General features: G+C 49.3%; 17 protein-coding genes. 12 read left to right on the top strand and 5 right to left on the bottom strand.

What is annotated here, in order from left to right:
- Positions 1–13: 13 nt before the first annotated feature.
- The 6 genes from ACTHMC_RS01130 (at position 14) to ACTHMC_RS01105 (ending at position 7,533) form a co-directional block, all read left to right on the top strand.
- A complete protein-coding gene (locus ACTHMC_RS01130; RefSeq protein WP_440410109.1) occupies positions 14–1,912 on the top strand; it encodes an AAA domain-containing protein in 1,899 nt (632 codons plus the stop codon).
- A gap of 124 nt (positions 1,913–2,036) precedes the next feature.
- Complete coding sequence (locus ACTHMC_RS01125) at positions 2,037–3,242, top strand: NAD(P)-dependent oxidoreductase (RefSeq protein WP_440410108.1); 1,206 nt, start codon at positions 2,037–2,039, stop codon at positions 3,240–3,242.
- A gap of 107 nt (positions 3,243–3,349) precedes the next feature.
- The gene (locus ACTHMC_RS01120) at positions 3,350–4,213 is read left to right on the top strand and encodes an ABC transporter permease (protein WP_440410106.1); all 864 of its coding nucleotides are present in this window, start codon (positions 3,350–3,352) and stop codon (positions 4,211–4,213) included.
- Between the two features lie 5 nt (positions 4,214–4,218).
- Positions 4,219–5,487 carry an ABC transporter ATP-binding protein gene (locus ACTHMC_RS01115; protein ID WP_440410104.1) on the top strand — a complete coding sequence of 423 codons (1,269 nt, stop codon included), beginning with the start codon at positions 4,219–4,221 and terminating at the stop codon, positions 5,485–5,487.
- A gap of 14 nt (positions 5,488–5,501) precedes the next feature.
- Complete coding sequence (locus ACTHMC_RS01110) at positions 5,502–6,512, top strand: glycosyltransferase family 2 protein (RefSeq protein WP_440410102.1); 1,011 nt, start codon at positions 5,502–5,504, stop codon at positions 6,510–6,512.
- A gap of 1 nt (position 6,513) precedes the next feature.
- Positions 6,514–7,533: a glycosyltransferase gene (locus ACTHMC_RS01105; RefSeq protein ID WP_440410101.1), complete on the top strand. Its 1,020-nt coding sequence runs from the start codon at positions 6,514–6,516 to the stop codon at positions 7,531–7,533.
- Positions 7,534–7,544: 11 nt separating this feature from the next.
- Here the strand turns inward: ACTHMC_RS01105 and ACTHMC_RS01100 are convergent, their stop codons facing one another.
- From ACTHMC_RS01100 to ACTHMC_RS01090, 3 genes are read right to left on the bottom strand one after another with little or no spacing between them, the layout of a single operon-like run.
- On the bottom strand, positions 7,545–8,258 hold the full coding sequence (locus ACTHMC_RS01100; RefSeq protein WP_440410099.1) for a tRNA1(Val) (adenine(37)-N6)-methyltransferase: 714 nt from the start codon (positions 8,256–8,258) through the stop codon (positions 7,545–7,547).
- Positions 8,259–8,300: 42 nt separating this feature from the next.
- On the bottom strand, positions 8,301–9,305 hold the full coding sequence (tsaD, locus tag ACTHMC_RS01095; RefSeq protein ID WP_440410097.1) for a tRNA (adenosine(37)-N6)-threonylcarbamoyltransferase complex transferase subunit TsaD: 1,005 nt from the start codon (positions 9,303–9,305) through the stop codon (positions 8,301–8,303).
- 33 nt (positions 9,306–9,338) lie between these two features.
- Positions 9,339–10,595, bottom strand: a complete 1,257-nt coding sequence (locus ACTHMC_RS01090; protein ID WP_440410095.1) for an ABC transporter permease — start codon at positions 10,593–10,595, stop codon at positions 9,339–9,341.
- A gap of 100 nt (positions 10,596–10,695) precedes the next feature.
- Between ACTHMC_RS01090 and ACTHMC_RS01085 the strand changes: the two genes are divergently transcribed.
- The 3 genes from ACTHMC_RS01085 to ACTHMC_RS01075 are packed head-to-tail and all read left to right on the top strand — an operon-like array spanning position 10,696 to position 12,177.
- Positions 10,696–11,565: an aldose 1-epimerase family protein gene (locus ACTHMC_RS01085; RefSeq protein ID WP_440410093.1), complete on the top strand. Its 870-nt coding sequence runs from the start codon at positions 10,696–10,698 to the stop codon at positions 11,563–11,565.
- A 40-nt stretch (positions 11,566–11,605) separates the two neighbouring features.
- Complete coding sequence (locus ACTHMC_RS01080; RefSeq protein ID WP_440410091.1) at positions 11,606–11,875, top strand: hypothetical protein; 270 nt, start codon at positions 11,606–11,608, stop codon at positions 11,873–11,875.
- A complete protein-coding gene (locus tag ACTHMC_RS01075; protein WP_440410089.1) occupies positions 11,872–12,177 on the top strand; it encodes a type II toxin-antitoxin system RelE/ParE family toxin in 306 nt (101 codons plus the stop codon). Before ACTHMC_RS01080 ends, ACTHMC_RS01075 begins: the two co-directional genes overlap by 4 nt.
- Here the strand turns inward: ACTHMC_RS01075 and ACTHMC_RS01070 are convergent.
- Entirely contained in the window at positions 12,174–13,151 is a 978-nt protein-coding gene (locus ACTHMC_RS01070) for a YitT family protein (protein WP_440410087.1), read from the bottom strand. The genes ACTHMC_RS01075 and ACTHMC_RS01070 overlap by 4 nt on opposite strands.
- A gap of 72 nt (positions 13,152–13,223) precedes the next feature.
- Between ACTHMC_RS01070 and ACTHMC_RS01065 the strand changes: the two genes are divergently transcribed.
- Positions 13,224–14,822 carry a peptide chain release factor 3 gene (locus tag ACTHMC_RS01065; RefSeq protein ID WP_440410085.1) on the top strand — a complete coding sequence of 533 codons (1,599 nt, stop codon included), beginning with the start codon at positions 13,224–13,226 and terminating at the stop codon, positions 14,820–14,822.
- Between the two features lie 29 nt (positions 14,823–14,851).
- The gene (locus ACTHMC_RS01060; RefSeq protein WP_440410083.1) at positions 14,852–15,385 is read left to right on the top strand and encodes a GNAT family N-acetyltransferase; all 534 of its coding nucleotides are present in this window, start codon (positions 14,852–14,854) and stop codon (positions 15,383–15,385) included.
- On the opposite strand, the gene purB is transcribed toward ACTHMC_RS01060, so the two are convergent.
- On the bottom strand, positions 15,358–16,704 hold the full coding sequence (gene purB, locus ACTHMC_RS01055; protein WP_440410081.1) for an adenylosuccinate lyase: 1,347 nt from the start codon (positions 16,702–16,704) through the stop codon (positions 15,358–15,360). The two genes, ACTHMC_RS01060 and purB, sit on opposite strands and share 28 nt — an antisense overlap.
- Positions 16,705–16,769: 65 nt before the next feature.
- Between purB and ACTHMC_RS01050 the strand changes: the two genes are divergently transcribed.
- Positions 16,770–17,534: a menaquinone biosynthetic enzyme MqnA/MqnD family protein gene (locus ACTHMC_RS01050; protein WP_440410079.1), complete on the top strand. Its 765-nt coding sequence runs from the start codon at positions 16,770–16,772 to the stop codon at positions 17,532–17,534.
- Positions 17,535–17,608: the final 74 nt, after the last annotated feature.

Raw genomic sequence — 17,608 nt, 5'->3', positions numbered from 1 at the left:
TTACCTTTGCCGGATGGATTATTTCAAGCAGTTGCTCGATCTGCTCAGGACCGAGCGGCAGGAAGATGAAGCTATTTACCGTAAACTCAATGCATCTCTCAGTGTGAACGATCGCCGGGACGCCGGCCTTACCTGGTACCCAGTGGCCATCCGGGATACGGAACCGGCCAAAGGAGATTATATAACGGTAGAGCTTGAGCGAACCACCAATCAGGATATCCAGCATCAGTTCCGGACAGGCGCAAGCGCCGCCCTTTTCTCCAATCACAACCGGGAGCACGACAGGGTGGAAGGTGTAGTCAACTACGTAGGCAACAACAAGATCAAGATAACGCTCAGAACGGACGAACTGCCCGAATGGAGCCGCAATGGCAAGCTGGGCGTGGATATTCTCTTCGACGACAACAGTTACGACGAAATGCAGAATGCCATCCGTCAGGCTATTGCATTGAATGAAAAAAGAGAAGAAGGGAAACTGGTACGTATCCTCACCGGATCGCAGGACCCCGTTTTTGAGACCTATACTTCATCCGCGTCATTCCCCTCCCTGAATGCTTCCCAGCAGGAAGCGGTGAACAGGATCCTGTCTGCGGAAGACCTGGCTATTGTTCACGGTCCTCCCGGCACCGGAAAAACTACCACCCTTGTTCAGGCTATCAAAGCCCTGGTGGCAAAGGATAAACAGCAGGTACTGGTGGTGGCGCCCAGCAATACTGCAGTAGACCTGCTCAGTGAAAAACTCTCCGATGCAGGTCTCAACGTGCTGCGCATCGGCAATCCTGCCCGTGTATCTGACAGGTTGCAGAGCCTCACCATGGACCATAAGATGGCTGAACATACTGCCAACAAGGAGATCAAAAAACTCAAGAAGCAGGCCGGCGAGTTCAAAGACATGGCGCATAAATACAAACGCAATTTCGGAAAAGCGGAGCGAGACCAGCGCAAGGCGCTTTTCGATGAAGCGCGCAATATCATGAAGCAGGTGGAAAAGACCGAACAGTATATTGTGGACGATCTCCTGGCAAAGGCCGATGTGATCACCGCCACCCTCATCGGCGCCAATCATTACCTGGTGCGCGAGCGGAAATTCCATACAGTTGTGATAGATGAGGCAGGACAGGCACTCGAACCTGCCACCTGGGTGCCTGTGATCAAGGCGAAGAAACTCATCCTGGCAGGTGATCACCTGCAATTGCCGCCCACCGTAAAATCAAGCGAAGCTGCTAAAAAAGGACTGAGCAATACATTGCTGGAGAAACTGGTTGCCCGTTATCCCCAAACCGTGGTGATGCTGAATGAGCAGTACCGTATGAACAGGCTCATCATGGGATATTCGGCCGCTACCTTCTACGACAATCAATTGAAGGCGCATGCTTCCGTTGAATCACATACGCTCAGTAATGATGTACATCCACTGCAGTTCATCGATACAGCAGGCTGTGGTTTTGAAGAAAAGACAAGCGGCAATGCCATCTCCAATCCGGAAGAAGCATCATTCACCATCAGTTATCTGAAACAACTGGCTGCTGAAAGGCAGTGGGAGAAAGCTTTTCCAACGGTAGGCATCATTTCGCCCTACAGAAGGCAGATTGATGAGCTGAAGGATATGTTACAGCATACCGCCGAACTGCAGCCATATCTGGGCCGGATCACCGTTAATACCATCGACAGTTTTCAGGGCCAGGAACGCGATATGATACTCATCAGCATGACGCGCAGCAACAATGATAACCGCATCGGTTTCCTTTCAGAGATCCGGCGCATGAATGTGGCCATGACGAGAGCCAGGAAGAAACTGGTGGTGATAGGAGACAGTGGTACCCTGAGCCAACACGATTATTACGCGGGTTTCATCGGGTATGCTGAGCAGCACGATGCCTACAAGAGCGCCTGGGAATACATGGGCGTATAAGCGCTTTGTCTACTGACAGCAGCTTTTCTTGCGGATGAAGATCTTACGGATGATCCGCCAGAACCTGCTCATAAAATGGGCTTTGTCCATCGAAATTGTACATTTACACCGCAAATTTACGAAAATGATCAAACTTGGGCTCATCAGGGAAGGCAAAGTTCCGGCAGACAACAGGGTTGCGCTGACCCCTGCACAATGTAAATGGATCCACAGGAATGCCAGTGATGTGCGTGTGATCGCACAATCTTCTCCCAACCGTTGTTTCTCAGACAGGGAGTACCAGATGGCAGGTGTGGATGTGCAGGAAGATATGAGCGACTGCGACATACTCCTTGGCATCAAGGAAGTGCCGGTAAGCCAGTTGATCCCCGGTAAGACCTATCTTTTCTTTTCCCACACCAGAAAAAAGCAATCATACAACCAGCATCTCTTCCAAAGCATCATCGCCAACAGGATCACCCTCCTGGATTACGAATGCCTTGAACATGAAGACGGTCAGCGTATCCTGGGCTTCGGCTTTTTTGCCGGCGTTGTTGGTGCTCATAATGGCATGATGAGTTTCGGCCACCGCACCGGCGCCTACGACCTGGTGCGTGTATACAAACAGCGCAGTTTCCGCGAACTCATCCACACCTATTTCGGCCTGCGCATCCCACCAGTGAAAGTAGTGGTTACGGGCAGCGGCCGGGTAGCGCATGGCATCCTCGAGATTATGAACCTCATGGGCATCGTGGAAGTGGAGCCGGAAGATTACCTGCAGAAACAATATACCTATCCCGTATATACGCAGTTGAAGGGTGCGGATCTCTACGCGCCAAAATCAGGAGCAGCCTACAACCGCGTGCATTTCCACGACCATCCTGAAGAGTACAACTGTAAATTCCTTCCATATGCCCTTCAATCAGACATACTAATGAACGGCATCTACTGGGATACCGCCATGCCCCGGCTCTTTGAAAAGGAGGATCTCCGGCACCCTGCCTGGCGCATGCATACCATTGCGGATATTACCGATGATGCATTCGGATCTGTTCCTGTCAACCTCGGTGACCAGACCATTGAAGATCCCATCTACGGCGTAAGCAGATCAACATTCGGGAAAACAGCACCCTTCCAGGAAAACAGCGTGGACATCATGGCTGTCGGCAATCTGCCCAATGAGCTGCCACGTGATGCCAGCCGCTACTTCGGTGAGCAACTGATCAAATATGTGCTGGAAGACCTGGTAAAGAACAACGAGACTGCCGTTCTCAAACGCGCTACCATGGTGGAGAAGGGACGGCTGACGGAACGTTATGATTACCTGGCTGATTACGCCGCGGGAAAATGATCCGGGTGGCGGAAAACGCTCACCTGCGGCGATTATTTGTTCGCCTGGGAATTCCGGCAGGCATTGCTAATGAATCGTTCAGTATCTTTAATTCTTAATGGATTCATATGTCGCTCACAGCAGATAGCAATGAACACTGGGAGTGGGAGAACAGCAGCCGTAGCAGTTGGAGTAACTGGTCGGTGAAAGAATTGTGGGCATACCGTAACCTGCTTTTCAGGTTCATCAGGCGTGATTTTCTGGTCAACTATCAGCAGACCCTGCTGGGTCCGCTTTGGGTTGTGTTGCAGCCCATCTTAACACTCGTTGTGTATGTGCTGGTATTCAGCAGGTGGATAGGTGTGGATACCGGCTCTGCACCTCCTGTATTGTTCTATCTCTGTGGTATTTTGTTATGGGGCTTATTCAGTGATCTCTTCACTGGTACTGCTTTTATCTTCACGCATTACAGCTCGCTCTACACCAAAGTATATTTTCCAAGACTTGTCATTCCGATTTCCGTTGCTGGCACCCAGCTGCTGCGATTCCTGATTCAGTTCCTGCTGCTGGTGGCTGTTTTTATATTCTATGCAGTTTTCAGGGATTTCAGTTTTCCATGGAGTTTCTGGTTGCTGGTATTACCGCTGTCCGTTTTGCTGACTGCAGTCTTTGCCATGGCGCTTGGTCTTATCTTCTGTGTACTGACGGCCAGGTACCGCGACCTCAGCAATATTGTTCACCTGGGCATCAGGTTGGGTATGTTTGTAACTCCTGTGATCTATCCTTTATCTCTTGTGCCTTCCGGCATCCGCTGGTTTGCGCAGGTGAATCCATTATCCGCGTTGTTTGAAGTATTCAGGTATGCCTTGCTGGGGCAGGGCGTATTTACGATGTGGCAATTACTTTACAGTGCATTATTCATCATTATAACTTTCTTTATAGCATTGATCTGGTTTAATAAACAGGCCATCAGGCTGATAGATATTGCATAACAGATATGAGCAGGGTTGTAATAGAAGCGGCAGGTATTTCCAAGACTTACAGGCTTGGCGCCATGGGTACAGGTTCTTTCCGGCAGGATATCATGCGCTGGATGAACAACGCCATGGGCCAGGGGAACAATGCATTCTTTTATGAAGATAAAGCCGGTGCTGATCAGTTCCTGGCGCTGAAGGATGTCAGCTTCCAGGTGCGTCAGGGTGAAACCTGGGGTATTGTTGGTCCCAACGGGGCAGGCAAATCAACACTGCTCAAGATCATCTCCCGCATCATTCAGCCTACCACCGGTTATGTAAGAGGCAGAGGCACTGTTGGAAGCCTGCTGGAAGTGGGGACCGGGTTTCATCCGGAGCTGTCCGGCAGGGAGAATATCTATATCAGCGGTTATTTGCTGGGTATGAAGAAAGCGCAGGTGCAGCGGCAGTTTGATGAGATCGTTGCTTTCTCCGGCCTGGAGAAATTCATAGATACGCCGGTAAAACGTTATTCGTCGGGAATGTATGTGCGGCTGGCTTTCGCGGTGGCAGCCCACCTGAATGCAGATATCCTGATCATGGATGAAGTGCTGGCAGTGGGTGATATCGAGTTCCAGAAAAAATGTCTCGATAAAATGCAGCAGGTGGCGAATGACAGCCAGCGAACGATATTATTTGTCAGCCACCATATGCAGGCGGTGAACCATCTGTGCCGCAAGGCGATCTGGCTCCAGCAGGGAGCCATCAGGGCGATGGGTGATACCAGTGAAATTGTAGAGCAGTATGTCGGCAGCTTGCAGCAGAACAAATTCCATACAAGATGGGATGATATTACAGAAGCTCCCGGTAATGACTATGTGCGGATACTATCGCTGGAACTGGTTCCGGAACTAAGGCCAGGAAACAGTGTGATCGATATCCGCACACCACTGACGGTAAAATTCACGATCCTGAACCAGCAGGAAAATGTATTACTGAATGCAGGACTGCATTTATTCAATTATGCAGGTGAATGTATTTTCGACGTAGCTTCGTCTCCTGTACAGTGCAGTGGCGGTACTATTCAGGGTGAATGCAGGATTCCGGGCAATCTTCTCAATGATGGTGCGTATTATATTTCGCTGATCATTGTTCAGGATACGTCCATTCCATTATACTATCATGAAGCAGGACTTCATTTTGAAGTAGCCGATTTCCGCGAGAATACCACCTGGTTTGGTAAATGGAAAGGAGCCGTGCGCCCACAATTTCCATTCAGGTTTGAACCCGTAATAAAACAGGCAGAATTATAAACAGCTGATTTGTTTTGGACAGAATTCCGTTATCCCCTCCAGTTATAACACCGGTTCCGGACGGTGTGCACAGGCCCCGCTGGTCTGTGATGATACCTGCATTCAATTGCTCCGGTTTCCTGAAAGAAACAATGGAAGCGGTGCTGGCCCAGGCATTGCCACCGGAGGAGATGCAGATAGAAGTAGTGGATGATCACAGTACAGATGCAGATGTGGAAGCCCTGGTACATTCAGTCAGTAAAGGGAGGATCGCTTATTTCAGACAACCGGAAAATAAAGGAAGCCTTCGCAATTTTGAAACCTGTCTCAACAGGAGCAGAGGCTATCTCATACATTTATTGCATGGAGATGATCTTGTCAAGCCGGGTTATTACCAGGCGATGGATGAGCTGTTTGACAGATATCCGGAAGCTGGCGCTGCCTTTTGCCGTTACGAATATATCGGTGAAAGCGGCAAGCGTTTGTATTACCGTGATGCAGAAATGAAAGAAGCAGGGATGCTGCCGGATGCCCTGTTGTTGCTGGCCGGACGGCAACGGCTGCAGTTCTGCACCATTACTGTAAAAAGAGAGGTCTATGAAAAACTGGGCGCTTTTTTCGGTGTTGACTATGGGGAGGACTGGGAAATGTGGGTGCGTATCGCCCGGGATTACCCGGTTGCGTATACGCCGGAGCCCCTGGCATCTTATCGCCTTCATGTTTCTTCCATTTCCGGCAGGTCCTATGCTACAGCTAAAAATCTCAAAGACCTTCAGTGGGTAATGCAAAGCATTCAGCAATATCTTCCTGAAACCGAAAGAGCGCGGATCCTGCAGCAATCCATGAAATTTTATGCACATTACGGCATCAAGATTGCTAATGATCTCTGGTATGGTGTGAGAAACCGGGAGGGCGTGAAGATCCAGGTGGAAGAAGCATTGCGCATGCACCGCGATTGGCGGATGTACTGGAAGATCACAAAACTTTATACAAAGATGGCGATGAACATTACTTCATTTATTCCCCGACGAAAAAACAATAAATAGTATGAAGGCAGGTGTGACCATCCTTGTTTGCACGTATAATGGGGCAGAACGCCTGCCGGCCACCATTCGTTGTATTGCTGCACAAAAGATCCCTGAGGGCATGGATTGCGAGTTGCTGGTGGTCAATAATGCTTCTTCAGACAATAGCCTGGAGGTTATTGAGCAGGAATGGCGGAAATACACAACCCAAATCAGTCTTCATGTAATTACAGAAACAAAGCCTGGACTGACCTATGCCAGGGACGCAGGCTTTAGTTCCGCGAAGTATGATTATATCATTTTGTGTGATGATGACAACTGGCTGGCCCCTGATTATGTAAAGACCGCCTTTGCTGTAATGGAAAGCCTTCCGGACATAGGCATTTTGGGAGGTAAAGGGAATTTTGTTTTTGAAGAACCTGCGCCTGCCTGGTTATTGTCCTGCAATCTCTATGCAGGTGGGGAACAGGCCAGTGAAAGTGGAAAAGTGAACGACGAATTCGTGTACGGTGCAGGTGCAGTATTGAGAAAATCTGCTTATGAAAAGATATGTGCTGACGGTTTTGTTCCTGCATTGACGGATCGTCAGGGCCTGAGCTTAAGTTCAGGTGGCGATCATGAACTCTGTTATGTGCTTGCACTGGCGGGTTATACAATCTGGTATGAGGACAAGCTGCAGTTTGATCATTTTATCACTGCCAACCGGCTAACCCTGCCGTATTACCTGTCCTATATTGAAGAAAGCGCTCATTGTTTTTCAGTCCTGGAGCCCTACAAGATCCTGCTGAAAACGAAAAAAAGTTCCATGGTCAGGTTTCGCTGGGAACTGTTCAAGAGTTTCTGGTATCATATCAAAAAAATGGGAGCCTTGCTCATTACAAAGCCTGTTGTGAGTAGACCGGCGGATAAACGCGTATTGCGTAAGCTTCAGTATACACTTCTTATACAGCGTTTAAGATCTTATCGTAACATTTCCCGGTTTGAAGATAATTTCAGCAAAGCAGTTTCCTTACAAAATGAATTTTTACGCAAAAGGAATTAAATGGTCCATCGTTACAGATACAGATAATAATCCTTCATCAACTCCACAAAATCCTCCGTATAATTTCCATCTTCTCCTTTGATGGTCAACTCAAAGCTCGGCGAAAAATTATCATTATTCCTGCTATAATGCAGTATGCTTCTAAAGAACGGATGCGCCGGCGTCTGCCGTACCAGTAAATTCTCCAGCAGGGAAAAATCCTTTCCCGTTGCCAGTGTATTGAAATATTCCCACCTCTGATAAGGCAGTAATATCCCGAAAGATCCATGCGGCTCCAGGCTTCTGGCTATCACAGTTATCAGCTCTTCCAATGTAAGTTCCTTGCTGTGTTTGGCGAGCTGTTCTCCTTCAGTAGCCGAAGCAAGATCGTTTTCGAAAAACGGAGGGTTGGTGATAATGAAATCGTATTTGATAGGGAAGGAATAAGTGCGTGCATCTCCCGGAAATACTTTGATGCGTTCTTTCCAGATGCTTGATTGTACATTTTCTTTCAGCTGCTTGTATGCGCCAAGATCAAGCTCTATTCCATGGATCTCGGAGTCTGATTTCTGAGCAAGCATGAGGCTGAGCAGTCCCGTGCCTGCACCGATATCCAGCACGGTGGTGTAATTGGCGGTCTTTGCCGCAAACCAGGCCCCGAGGATACATGCGTCTGTGCAAACTTTCATGGCACACTGATCCTGTTGAACAGTAAACTGTTTGAATTGAAAATAGCCGTTGGCCATTTGTAAGTTTTAAGTTTTACAATCTGTTTATTGCCTACGGTTTTACCATTCTGCTTTGGCGGAGGGGCTGGTGTTAAGGGCAACTGATTCTCCCGCCAGGAACTTATAATAAGCGGTGATGGCAATCATGCCTGCATTGTCCGTGCAATACTGGAAGGCAGGAATGAAGGTATTCCATTTCAGTTTATCTCCTGTTTCTTTCAGGGCGGCCCTCAGGCCGCTGTTGGCGCTAACGCCACCTGCAATACAAACATCTTTGATGCCTGTTTCGGCGGCAGCCTTCTTCACTTTGTTCATCAGGATGCTGATGATGCGGTGCTGGATGGATGCGCAGATATCGGCGAGGTTCTCTTCCACGAAGGAAGGATTGGTTTTGGTATTCTCCTGTAAGAAATAGAGGATGGCGGTTTTGAGACCGCTGAAACTGAAGTTCAGTGCTGGGATCTGCGGTTCCGGGAATTTGAACCGGTTGGGGTCGCCTGTTTTGGCGTATTTATCAATGAGGGGGCCGCCGGGGTAGGGCAGTCCGAGTAATTTGGCTGATTTGTCGAATGCTTCACCTGCTGCATCGTCGATGGTTTCCCCGATGATGCTCATCTGATGGGGGCTTTCGCAGCGTACGATCTGGGTATGACCGCCACTGACAGTGAGGCAGAGGAAGGGGAAGCCAGGTTTGGGGTCTTCGATGAGGTTGGCCAGTACATGCGCCTGCATATGGTGTACGGCGATGAGTGGTTTATTGAGTGCGAGCGACAATGATTTGGCGAACTGAGCGCCTACCAGCAGGCTGCCAATGAGGCCGGGAGCTTGCGTGAAAGCGATGGCATCCAGGTCAGAGAGCCGGCGCCCGGCTTCCTTCAGGGCCCTGTCAACTACGGGAACGATATGCTGCATATGCGCACGCGAAGCCAGTTCAGGAACCACGCCTCCATACTGTTCATGTACCGCCTGTGTGGCAATGAAGTTGGAGAGGATCTTTCCGTCTACACATACTGCGGCGGAAGTTTCGTCGCAGGAAGATTCAATTGCTAGAATGGTAATGCTCATAATGGGCGGCAAAGGTAAGCAATTGCCCGTTTCCTATTTGGAGCGGATCGCTACAACCGGGTCCATTCTGGCGGCGATGGATGCGGGGATGATGCCGGCGATGATCCCTACCACCACGCAGATGGTAATGGCCAGCATGATAATGCCCGGGGCAATGAACACCGAAAACCCGAAGATGGCCGAAAGTATGAAGGTCAGGATGACCACTACCAGCAGGCCGAGCAACCCTCCCATGATGCAGAGAAAGGAAGATTCCAGCAGGAATTCGGTCATGATAGTGATCTTCTTCGCTCCAATGGCTTTCTTCAGGCCTATCTGCGAAGTGCGTTCCCGTACCGTTACGAACATGATATTGGCCACGCCGAACATGCCTACGATGAGGGAGAGGGTGGCGATGGCCCAGCCGCCTTTGTTTACACCGTCGAAGATGCCGGTTGCAAAGCCGCTGAGGGCGTTGATATCGTTGAGGGAGAAATTATCTTCCTGTGTGGGTTTTAGCTTACGGATGGAGCGCATGGCGCCAAGTAGCTCGTCTTTCAGTTGTTCCAGGGGAATACCTTCTTTTCCTGATACCAGGATGCTGGGATTGGTCCAGTCTTCCCGCGCCATTGTTTTCATGAAATTGCGGGTGATGAGAGTATTGTTATCATAATCCCATCCGCCGATGATGCTTTTCCCTTTTTTCTTGAGGATACCTACCACCACGGCGCGCTTGCCGTCTTTCAGTTTCAGTTCCTGTCCGATCCCTTTCTTAACATCGGAGCCGAAGAGGTTTTCTGCCACCAGGTAACCGAGTACGATCACTCCGGTGCCCTGTTCAAATTCCGACTGGGTGAACCAGCGGCCATCACCCACTTCCACGGGCTGCAGCTGGTCGAATTCTTCGGAGACCCCGTAATAATTGAGGCCGGTGAGCACGCTGCCATTATATTCCAGTGGTGCGTTGATATTATTATTGAAAGCGATATGACCGATGGCGGGCACTCTCTGGCGGAGCAGTTCCACTTCGTCGTATTTGGGAGTGGGACGGTTTACATATTTCCACCAGGGATAATCGTGATCTCCTGCGGAGTAATCCCATTTATCAATGTAGATGGTATTGGAGCCAAGCGCTTTGATATCCTGTTGTACGGCGTATTCCAGGCTGTTCACCGTGGCGAGCACGCCAATGATGCAGAGAATACCGAATCCTACACCCGAGAGGGAGAGCAGGGTTCTCGTTTTGTGTGACTTGAATTCCTGCCAGGTGAGGTTAAGGCTGCTGCCCAGGATCTCTATTATTCTACGCATATTCCAAATTTAAGTGATAGTTCCTGAAGATTTGTCGCAGCAGCTCCTGATTTATTTCAATGGTAAAAGGGCAGGATAAGCCTTTTTATTAACTTGCCATATGTTTACGATTGAAAGTCACCTGCTGAAAGCGAATATCCATCCAAAGGGCGCGGAGCTGCAAAGCCTCTTGCAAAAAGAATCCGGAATTGAATACATGTGGAAAGGCGATCCCGCTGTCTGGGGGAAATTTTCGCCGGTATTATTCCCGATCGTGGGCACACTAAAGGATAACACTTACTTCTTCAAAGAACAGGCATACCGGTTAGGCCGGCATGGATTTGCCCGTGATCATCAGTTTGCTGTGGAAACCCAGGCATTCGATAAAGTGATCTTTTTACTGAAGCAGAATGAAGAAACGCTGAAAGTTTTTCCATTCGATTTCGAGTTCAGGATAGGATATACTGTAGTGGATAGTAGCATTGCCGTTACGTATGAGGTGGTGAATACAGGGAAGGAAACGATGTACTTCTCGGTGGGTGGTCATCCGGCCTTTGCATTGCCTCTGGTGGATGGCACATCGTATGAAGATTACTATCTCGAATTCGATCAGAAAGAAACGGCCGGCCGCTGGCCGATCGCGGAAGGTGGTTTGATCAAAACCACGCCCACCCCTTTACTGGAAAATACGAATATGCTGCCATTGCAGAAATCATTGTTTGCCGCGGATGCGTTGGTATTGAAAGGACTGGTGTCTTCTTCAGTGTCTTTGTTGTCGGAGAAAACGGAACATGGATTGAAAATGGATTTTCCCGGGTTCCCGTTTTTAGGGTTGTGGGCGGCGCCTGGTGCGGACTTTCTGTGTATCGAGCCCTGGTGCGGTATTGCGGATAGCGTGGATGCGTTGCAGTTATGGGAGGAGAAAGAAGGGATCAATAAGGTGGAAGCAGGGGAGCGGTTTGTGAGAACCTGGACGGTGACGGTGTTTTAAGTAAGGAATATGTAGTAAATTTGATCTAAACCGATTTGTTATGACGGCTGCCAATAAATTAGATAAAGAGATATCTGAATATCTACCGTTGCTGAATGAAAAGCAAAAGCGCGCAGTGTTGACTGTTGTAAAAACTTTTGCAGAAGAGCAGGAGGGAGATCATTGGGAGGATAAGGCATTTATTGAAGAGTTGGACAGGAGAGTTGCTGAATATGAAAGCGGAAATGCCAAAGCCTACACTTTAGCTGAGTTACAGGAATCTGCTGCAGAATACAGGAAGGCAAGGACTAAAACAAAAAATAAGGAATGACCTACCAGGTCAAATTCCTGTCTTCTGTATTTCAGGAATATCTGGAAGCGGTTAAATGGTATGAGGAACAAAAAGAAGGTCTGGGATTGCGCTTTGAAACAATGGTAGAGAAAAAGATCAATCAGATATCTTTGGCCCCTGAGGTTTTCAGTCAGAAAACCAAGAAAGGTTACCGGGATGCGGTAGTTGATTTTTTCCCTTACATCATCACTTATAAAATAGTGAAAAAGGACAGCGAAGTACTGATCGTATCCATCATTCATCAAAAGAAGCATATTGCTAAACGAAGCAAAAAATACTAATGCTTCAACGGCCGCTTCTTGATCATCCCGCCCCTCGTATCCTTGATACTATTCATCACCACAAACGCATTCGGATCGATGATCTCGATCTCATGCTTCAGCCTTGAGATCTCCAGCCTGGTGATCACGGTAAACAGGATCAACTGATCCTCCTGCACATACCCTCTCTTTCCGAATCCACCGGCCCCTTTGTACACCGTAATCCCACGTCCTAATTTTTCTGTGATCACCCTGCCGATCTCCTCATTCTTCGGTGAAATGATAGTTACGCCGGTATATTCTTCAATACCTTCAATCAGGAAATCCACCGTCTTGGACGCCGACAAATAAGTCAGCATGGAGTAAAGCGCTTTATCGATCCCTAAAAAATAAGCAGCCGATGCAAAGATCAGTACGTTGATCATCATGATCACATCACCGATGGTAGTGCCTGTTTTCCGGCTTAAATAGATAGCCAGGATCTCCGTTCCATCCAGCACCCCGCCACCTCTCACGGCGAAGCCTATCCCCGCACCTAAAAAGAAACCTCCGAACACAGCCACCAGCAGTTTATCTGAAGTAACGATGGGGTAGTCCACCAGCGCCAGGCAGAGTGACAGCCCCACAATTGCCAGGACCGTTTTGATGGTGAATACTTTCCCGATCTGCCGGTACCCGATCAGGATAAATGGAATATTGATCAGCCCGATGATCAGCGCCAGGGGCCAGCCCGTGAGGGCGCTGGTGAGCAGGGAGAGGCCCGTTGCCCCGCCATCGATGAATTTCACGGGTAAGAGAAAGCTTTTGAGGCCGAAACCCGCACTGAGTATCCCGATTATGATCAGCACTGCATCTTTGGAGTTCTGAAGAATGGCCTTACGCATCTGGTACAGGCCTTTCGCCATTCTGTAAGCGCTTGGGGCATAGGATAAAGTATTGCTTCTTCCCGGCCGCAGGAAGTTGTTGACAATGAATTGGAGAAGTCTGGAACGCATGTGGCATAAAAGTACAAATTGAGGCAGGATTAATGTACCTTTGCGGGCGTTTTTCCTAAAAGCGATCACTTCATGAAGTACAATACAGAAATTCAAAGACGAAGGACTTTTGCGATCATTTCTCACCCGGATGCCGGTAAAACCACGCTTACGGAGAAGTTCCTCCTGTTCGGTGGAGCCATCCAGACTGCCGGAGCCGTAAAGAGCAACAAGATCAAAAAGCACGCTACGTCCGACTTCATGGAGATCGAACGTCAGCGTGGTATATCCGTAGCCACTTCCGTGATGAGCTTCGAATACAAGGGAATCCTGGTAAACCTGCTGGATACCCCCGGTCACAAAGACTTCGCTGAAGATACCTACCGTACCCTCACCGCGGTAGACAGCGTTATCCTGGTGGTTGACTCCGTGAACGGGGTGGAAGCCCAGACCCGCCGCCTCATGGAAGTATGCCGCATGCGCGATACGCCTGTGATCGTGTTCATCAACAAAATGGACCGCGACGGTAAGAACCGCTTCGACCTCCTGGAAGAGATCGAAAATGAACTGAAAATATCTTTACACCCCATGACCTGGCCCATCAACAGTGGCAAGGACTTCAAAGGGGTGTACAATCTCTACGATAAGAACCTGGTACTTTTTACTGCCAACACAAAAGCTTCCGACGATGAGGACAGCCTCGAGATCACTGACCTTGGCAGTGAAGTGCTTGATTCCAAACTCGGTGAAAAGGATGCCGGCATTTTACGTGAAGATGTGGAACTGGTGGACGGCGTGAATGGAGAACTGAATGTGGCCAATTACCTGGCCGGTAAAGTATCACCCGTTTTCTTTGGCTCTGCCATCAATAACTTCGGGGTAAGGGAAATGCTGGATACCTTCATTCGTGTAGCACCTATCCCGCGTTGCAGGCCTACATCTGTAAGGGAGGTTTGTCCGGATGAAGACAAATTCTCCGGCTTCATCTTCAAGATCCACGCTAACCTTGATCCCAAGCATCGCGACCGTATCGCGTTCCTGCGTGTTTGCTCCGGCAGGTTCGAGCGTAATAAATACTTCCACCACGTGCGCCTCGACAGGGACGTGCGTTTCAGCAACCCATACACTTTCCTCGCGCGCGACAAGGATGTGATCGATGAAGCATTCCCCGGCGATGTGGTTGGTCTCTTCGATACCGGCAACTTCAAGATCGGTGATACCCTCACCGAAGGTGCCGACTTCTATTTCACCGGCATCCCCTCTTTCTCACCTGAGATCTTTAAAGAGGTAGTGAACAAAGACCCGATGAAAACCAAGCAACTGGAAAAAGGCCTGCTGCAGCTGACCGATGAAGGGGTTGCCCAGCTCTTCACCCAGTTTGGTGGTAACAAAAAAATCATCGGTTGCGTGGGTGAACTTCAGTTTGAGGTTATCCAGTACCGACTGTTGCAGGAATACGGCGCCAGTGTTGAGTTCCGTGCCCAGCCTTTCTACAAAGCCTGCTGGATCACCAGCAATGACCCGAAGAAGCTGGATGAATTCACCCGTTTCAAGAGCACCAATATCGCTACCGATAAGGATGGCCACCTGGTGTACCTGGCGCAGAGCGAATGGTTCCTGAACACGGAGCGTACCAACAACCCGGATATTCAATTCCACTTTACATCAGAGATTCACAAGGAAACGGTATAAGGTTTGCAATTTAATTGCAAACAACCCGGATGGTCCACACCGATCGTCTTTATATCCTTCCGCTCACAGTACCTGCATTGGAACTATACCTGCAGGGCAATGATCTTTTTGAACGGATGGAAGAGCTTGCGCTGATCAACAGGGTGATGAACCCTGAAGTAAAGCGATATGTGGAATCGGTTACGCTGCCCTGTATGCGAAGGGCTCCCTTCGATCATTACCTGTACTTTACATTCTGGCTGGTGATTGAAAAAGCCAGCAGGCTGGTGGTGGCCGAGCTCGGCTTCAAAGGCCCACCCGGTGCGGCCGGTGAAGTGGAGATCGGCTATGGCACGATGAAGCATGCCCGCAACCGGGGCTTCATGACGGAAGCGGTGGGTGGCCTGATCCAATGGGCATCACAAAGACAAGAGCTCTCCGCGGTGCTTGCCGAAACAGCAAGAACCAATGCCGCATCAATCCGCGTTTTGCAGAAGAACGGCTTTGAACAATATGATCAGAAAGAGGATATGCTCTGGTGGCGGACCCGCTTTTCTCAGAAGTCGGGGTTCACGCCTGTGTAGTTGTGCGGAGAGATCTTTTTCAACTCTTTACGCACGGTTACCGGAATTTTTAATTTATCGATGAATTGATGGAGGGTCTGTTTGTTGATGCCCTGTTTGCCACGGGTAAGCTCTTTAAGGGCTTCGTAAGGCTGAGGGTAATTCTCGCGGCGGAGAATGGTCTGGATGGCTTCGGCCACCACTGCCCAGTTCTTATCCAGGTCGTCATAGATCTTCTCATCATTCAGCACCAGTTTGCCCAGCCCTTTTTCGATGGAGCGGGTGGCCAGGATGATATGTGCAAACGGCACACCGATATTTCTCAGCACGGTGGAATCGGTGAGATCGCGCTGCAGGCGGCTGATCGGAAGTTTGGCTGACAGGTGCTCCAGCAGGGCGTTGGCGATGCCGAGGTTGCCTTCGGCATTCTCGAAATCGATAGGGTTCACCTTGTGCGGCATAGCGGAAGAACCGATCTCGCCCTTTTTGGTACGCTGCTTGAAATAGTCCATGGAGATATAAGTCCACATATCACGGCAGAAATCCAGCAGGATGGTATTGATCCGTTTCATGCTGTCGAAATGCGCAGCGAGGTTATCGTAGTGTTCTATCTGAGTGGTGAATTGCTGGCGTTGCAGTCCCAGTACGCCTTCCACGAAATCATTGCCGAGGTTCACCCAGTTCTTTTTAGGGAAGGCCACGGCATGGGCGTTGAAATTACCGGTGGCGCCACCGAATTTTGCGCTGAAAGGGATCTCGATGCATTGCTGCACCTGGTTTTCCAGCCTTTCAACAAAAACCCTGATCTCCTTGCCAAGGCGGGTGGGAGAAGCGGGCTGACCATGCGTACGGGCAAGCATAGGTATATCCCTCCATTCGTCTGAAAGCAGCTCCAGCTGCTTGTTCAGGTTGAGGATGGCGGGCAGGTATTCGTTGTCCACCGCCTGTTTCCAGGAGAGGGGAACGGCAGTATTATTGATGTCCTGTGAAGTAAGTCCGAAGTGAACCCATTCCTGGAGATGTTCGGCTTTCAGGTCTTTCAGTTTCGCTTTCAGGAAATATTCCACTGCTTTCACATCATGATTGGTGGTCTTTTCAGTCTCTTTGATGGTTTGCGCATCTTCCAGGCTGAAATTTTCCGCAGCGGACAGCAGGCCTTTTTTTACAGCTGCGGGCACAGAAAAGAATTTCTTGTCGCCCAGGAACAGGAAGTATTCCACTTCAACCAGCACCCTGTATTTGATAAGGGCGAATTCAGAGAAGTATTCGTCGAGGTGCTGCACCTGGTTACGGTAACGTCCGTCAATAGGGGAAATGGCTGTAAGACTGTTCAGTTCCATGTTCAAGTTCAATGTTGATGTTAAAAGTGATATTCCTTTACCTTTGCGGCGTAAAATTAATTCAATTGAAGAAGATTAAGGTTGGAATCGTGAATTATCTCAATACCAAACCATTATTGTATGGAATTGAGCATTCACCTGTGATAAATGAGATAGAGGCCGTACCCGAATACCCGGCGAATATTGCCAGAATGCTCCTGGATGATACCATTGACATGGGACTGGTGCCTGTGGCTGTGATCCCCCGGATGAAGGAGTATCATATCAATACCAATTACTGTATCGGCTGTACGCAGCCTGTAGCCTCGGTTTGCCTGTTCAGCGATGTGCCGGTTCATGAGATCACAGAAGTGCTGCTGGATTACCAGAGCCGCACTTCCGTGACCCTGGCGCGTATCCTCATGCGGGATTACTGGAAGATCGATCCCGTGGTCACGGATACAAAAGATGATTACCGCAGCCGTATTCAGGGTACAACAGCCGGCGTGGTGATCGGCGACAGGGCGCTGGAACAGCGGAAACATTCAAAATATATCTATGACCTGGGCGAGGCCTGGATGGCGTTTACCGGATTACCCTTTGTATTTGCAGCCTGGGTCAGCAATAAGCCTTTGCCGGAGGAATTTGTGAAGGCTTTTGATGCCGCCAATGAAGAAGGCTTGAAGCATATTGATACTGTAGTGGCTCAGAACCCTTATGAGCATTATGATCTGCACGAATACTATACGAAGAATATCAGCTACAGGCTGGATGAAGCCAAGCGGGCCGGACTGGCAAAGTTCCTGCAATTGATCGGAACGCTGGCACCGGCTAATGCAGTGGGCAGGTAGAGGGAAAGCAGGTGTTTGATGTATCTGCTGAGCTGTGTATGCCTGATAATGAGAGTGCGCGTGATAGTTAAGGG

Origin of the sequence: Pseudobacter sp., from assembly GCF_051955275.1 — a bacterium.
Lineage (GTDB): Bacteria > Bacteroidota > Bacteroidia > Chitinophagales > Chitinophagaceae > Pseudobacter.
The sequence above is the reverse complement of the archived record's forward strand: the minus strand, read 5'-3'. Positions and strand labels throughout refer to the sequence as shown.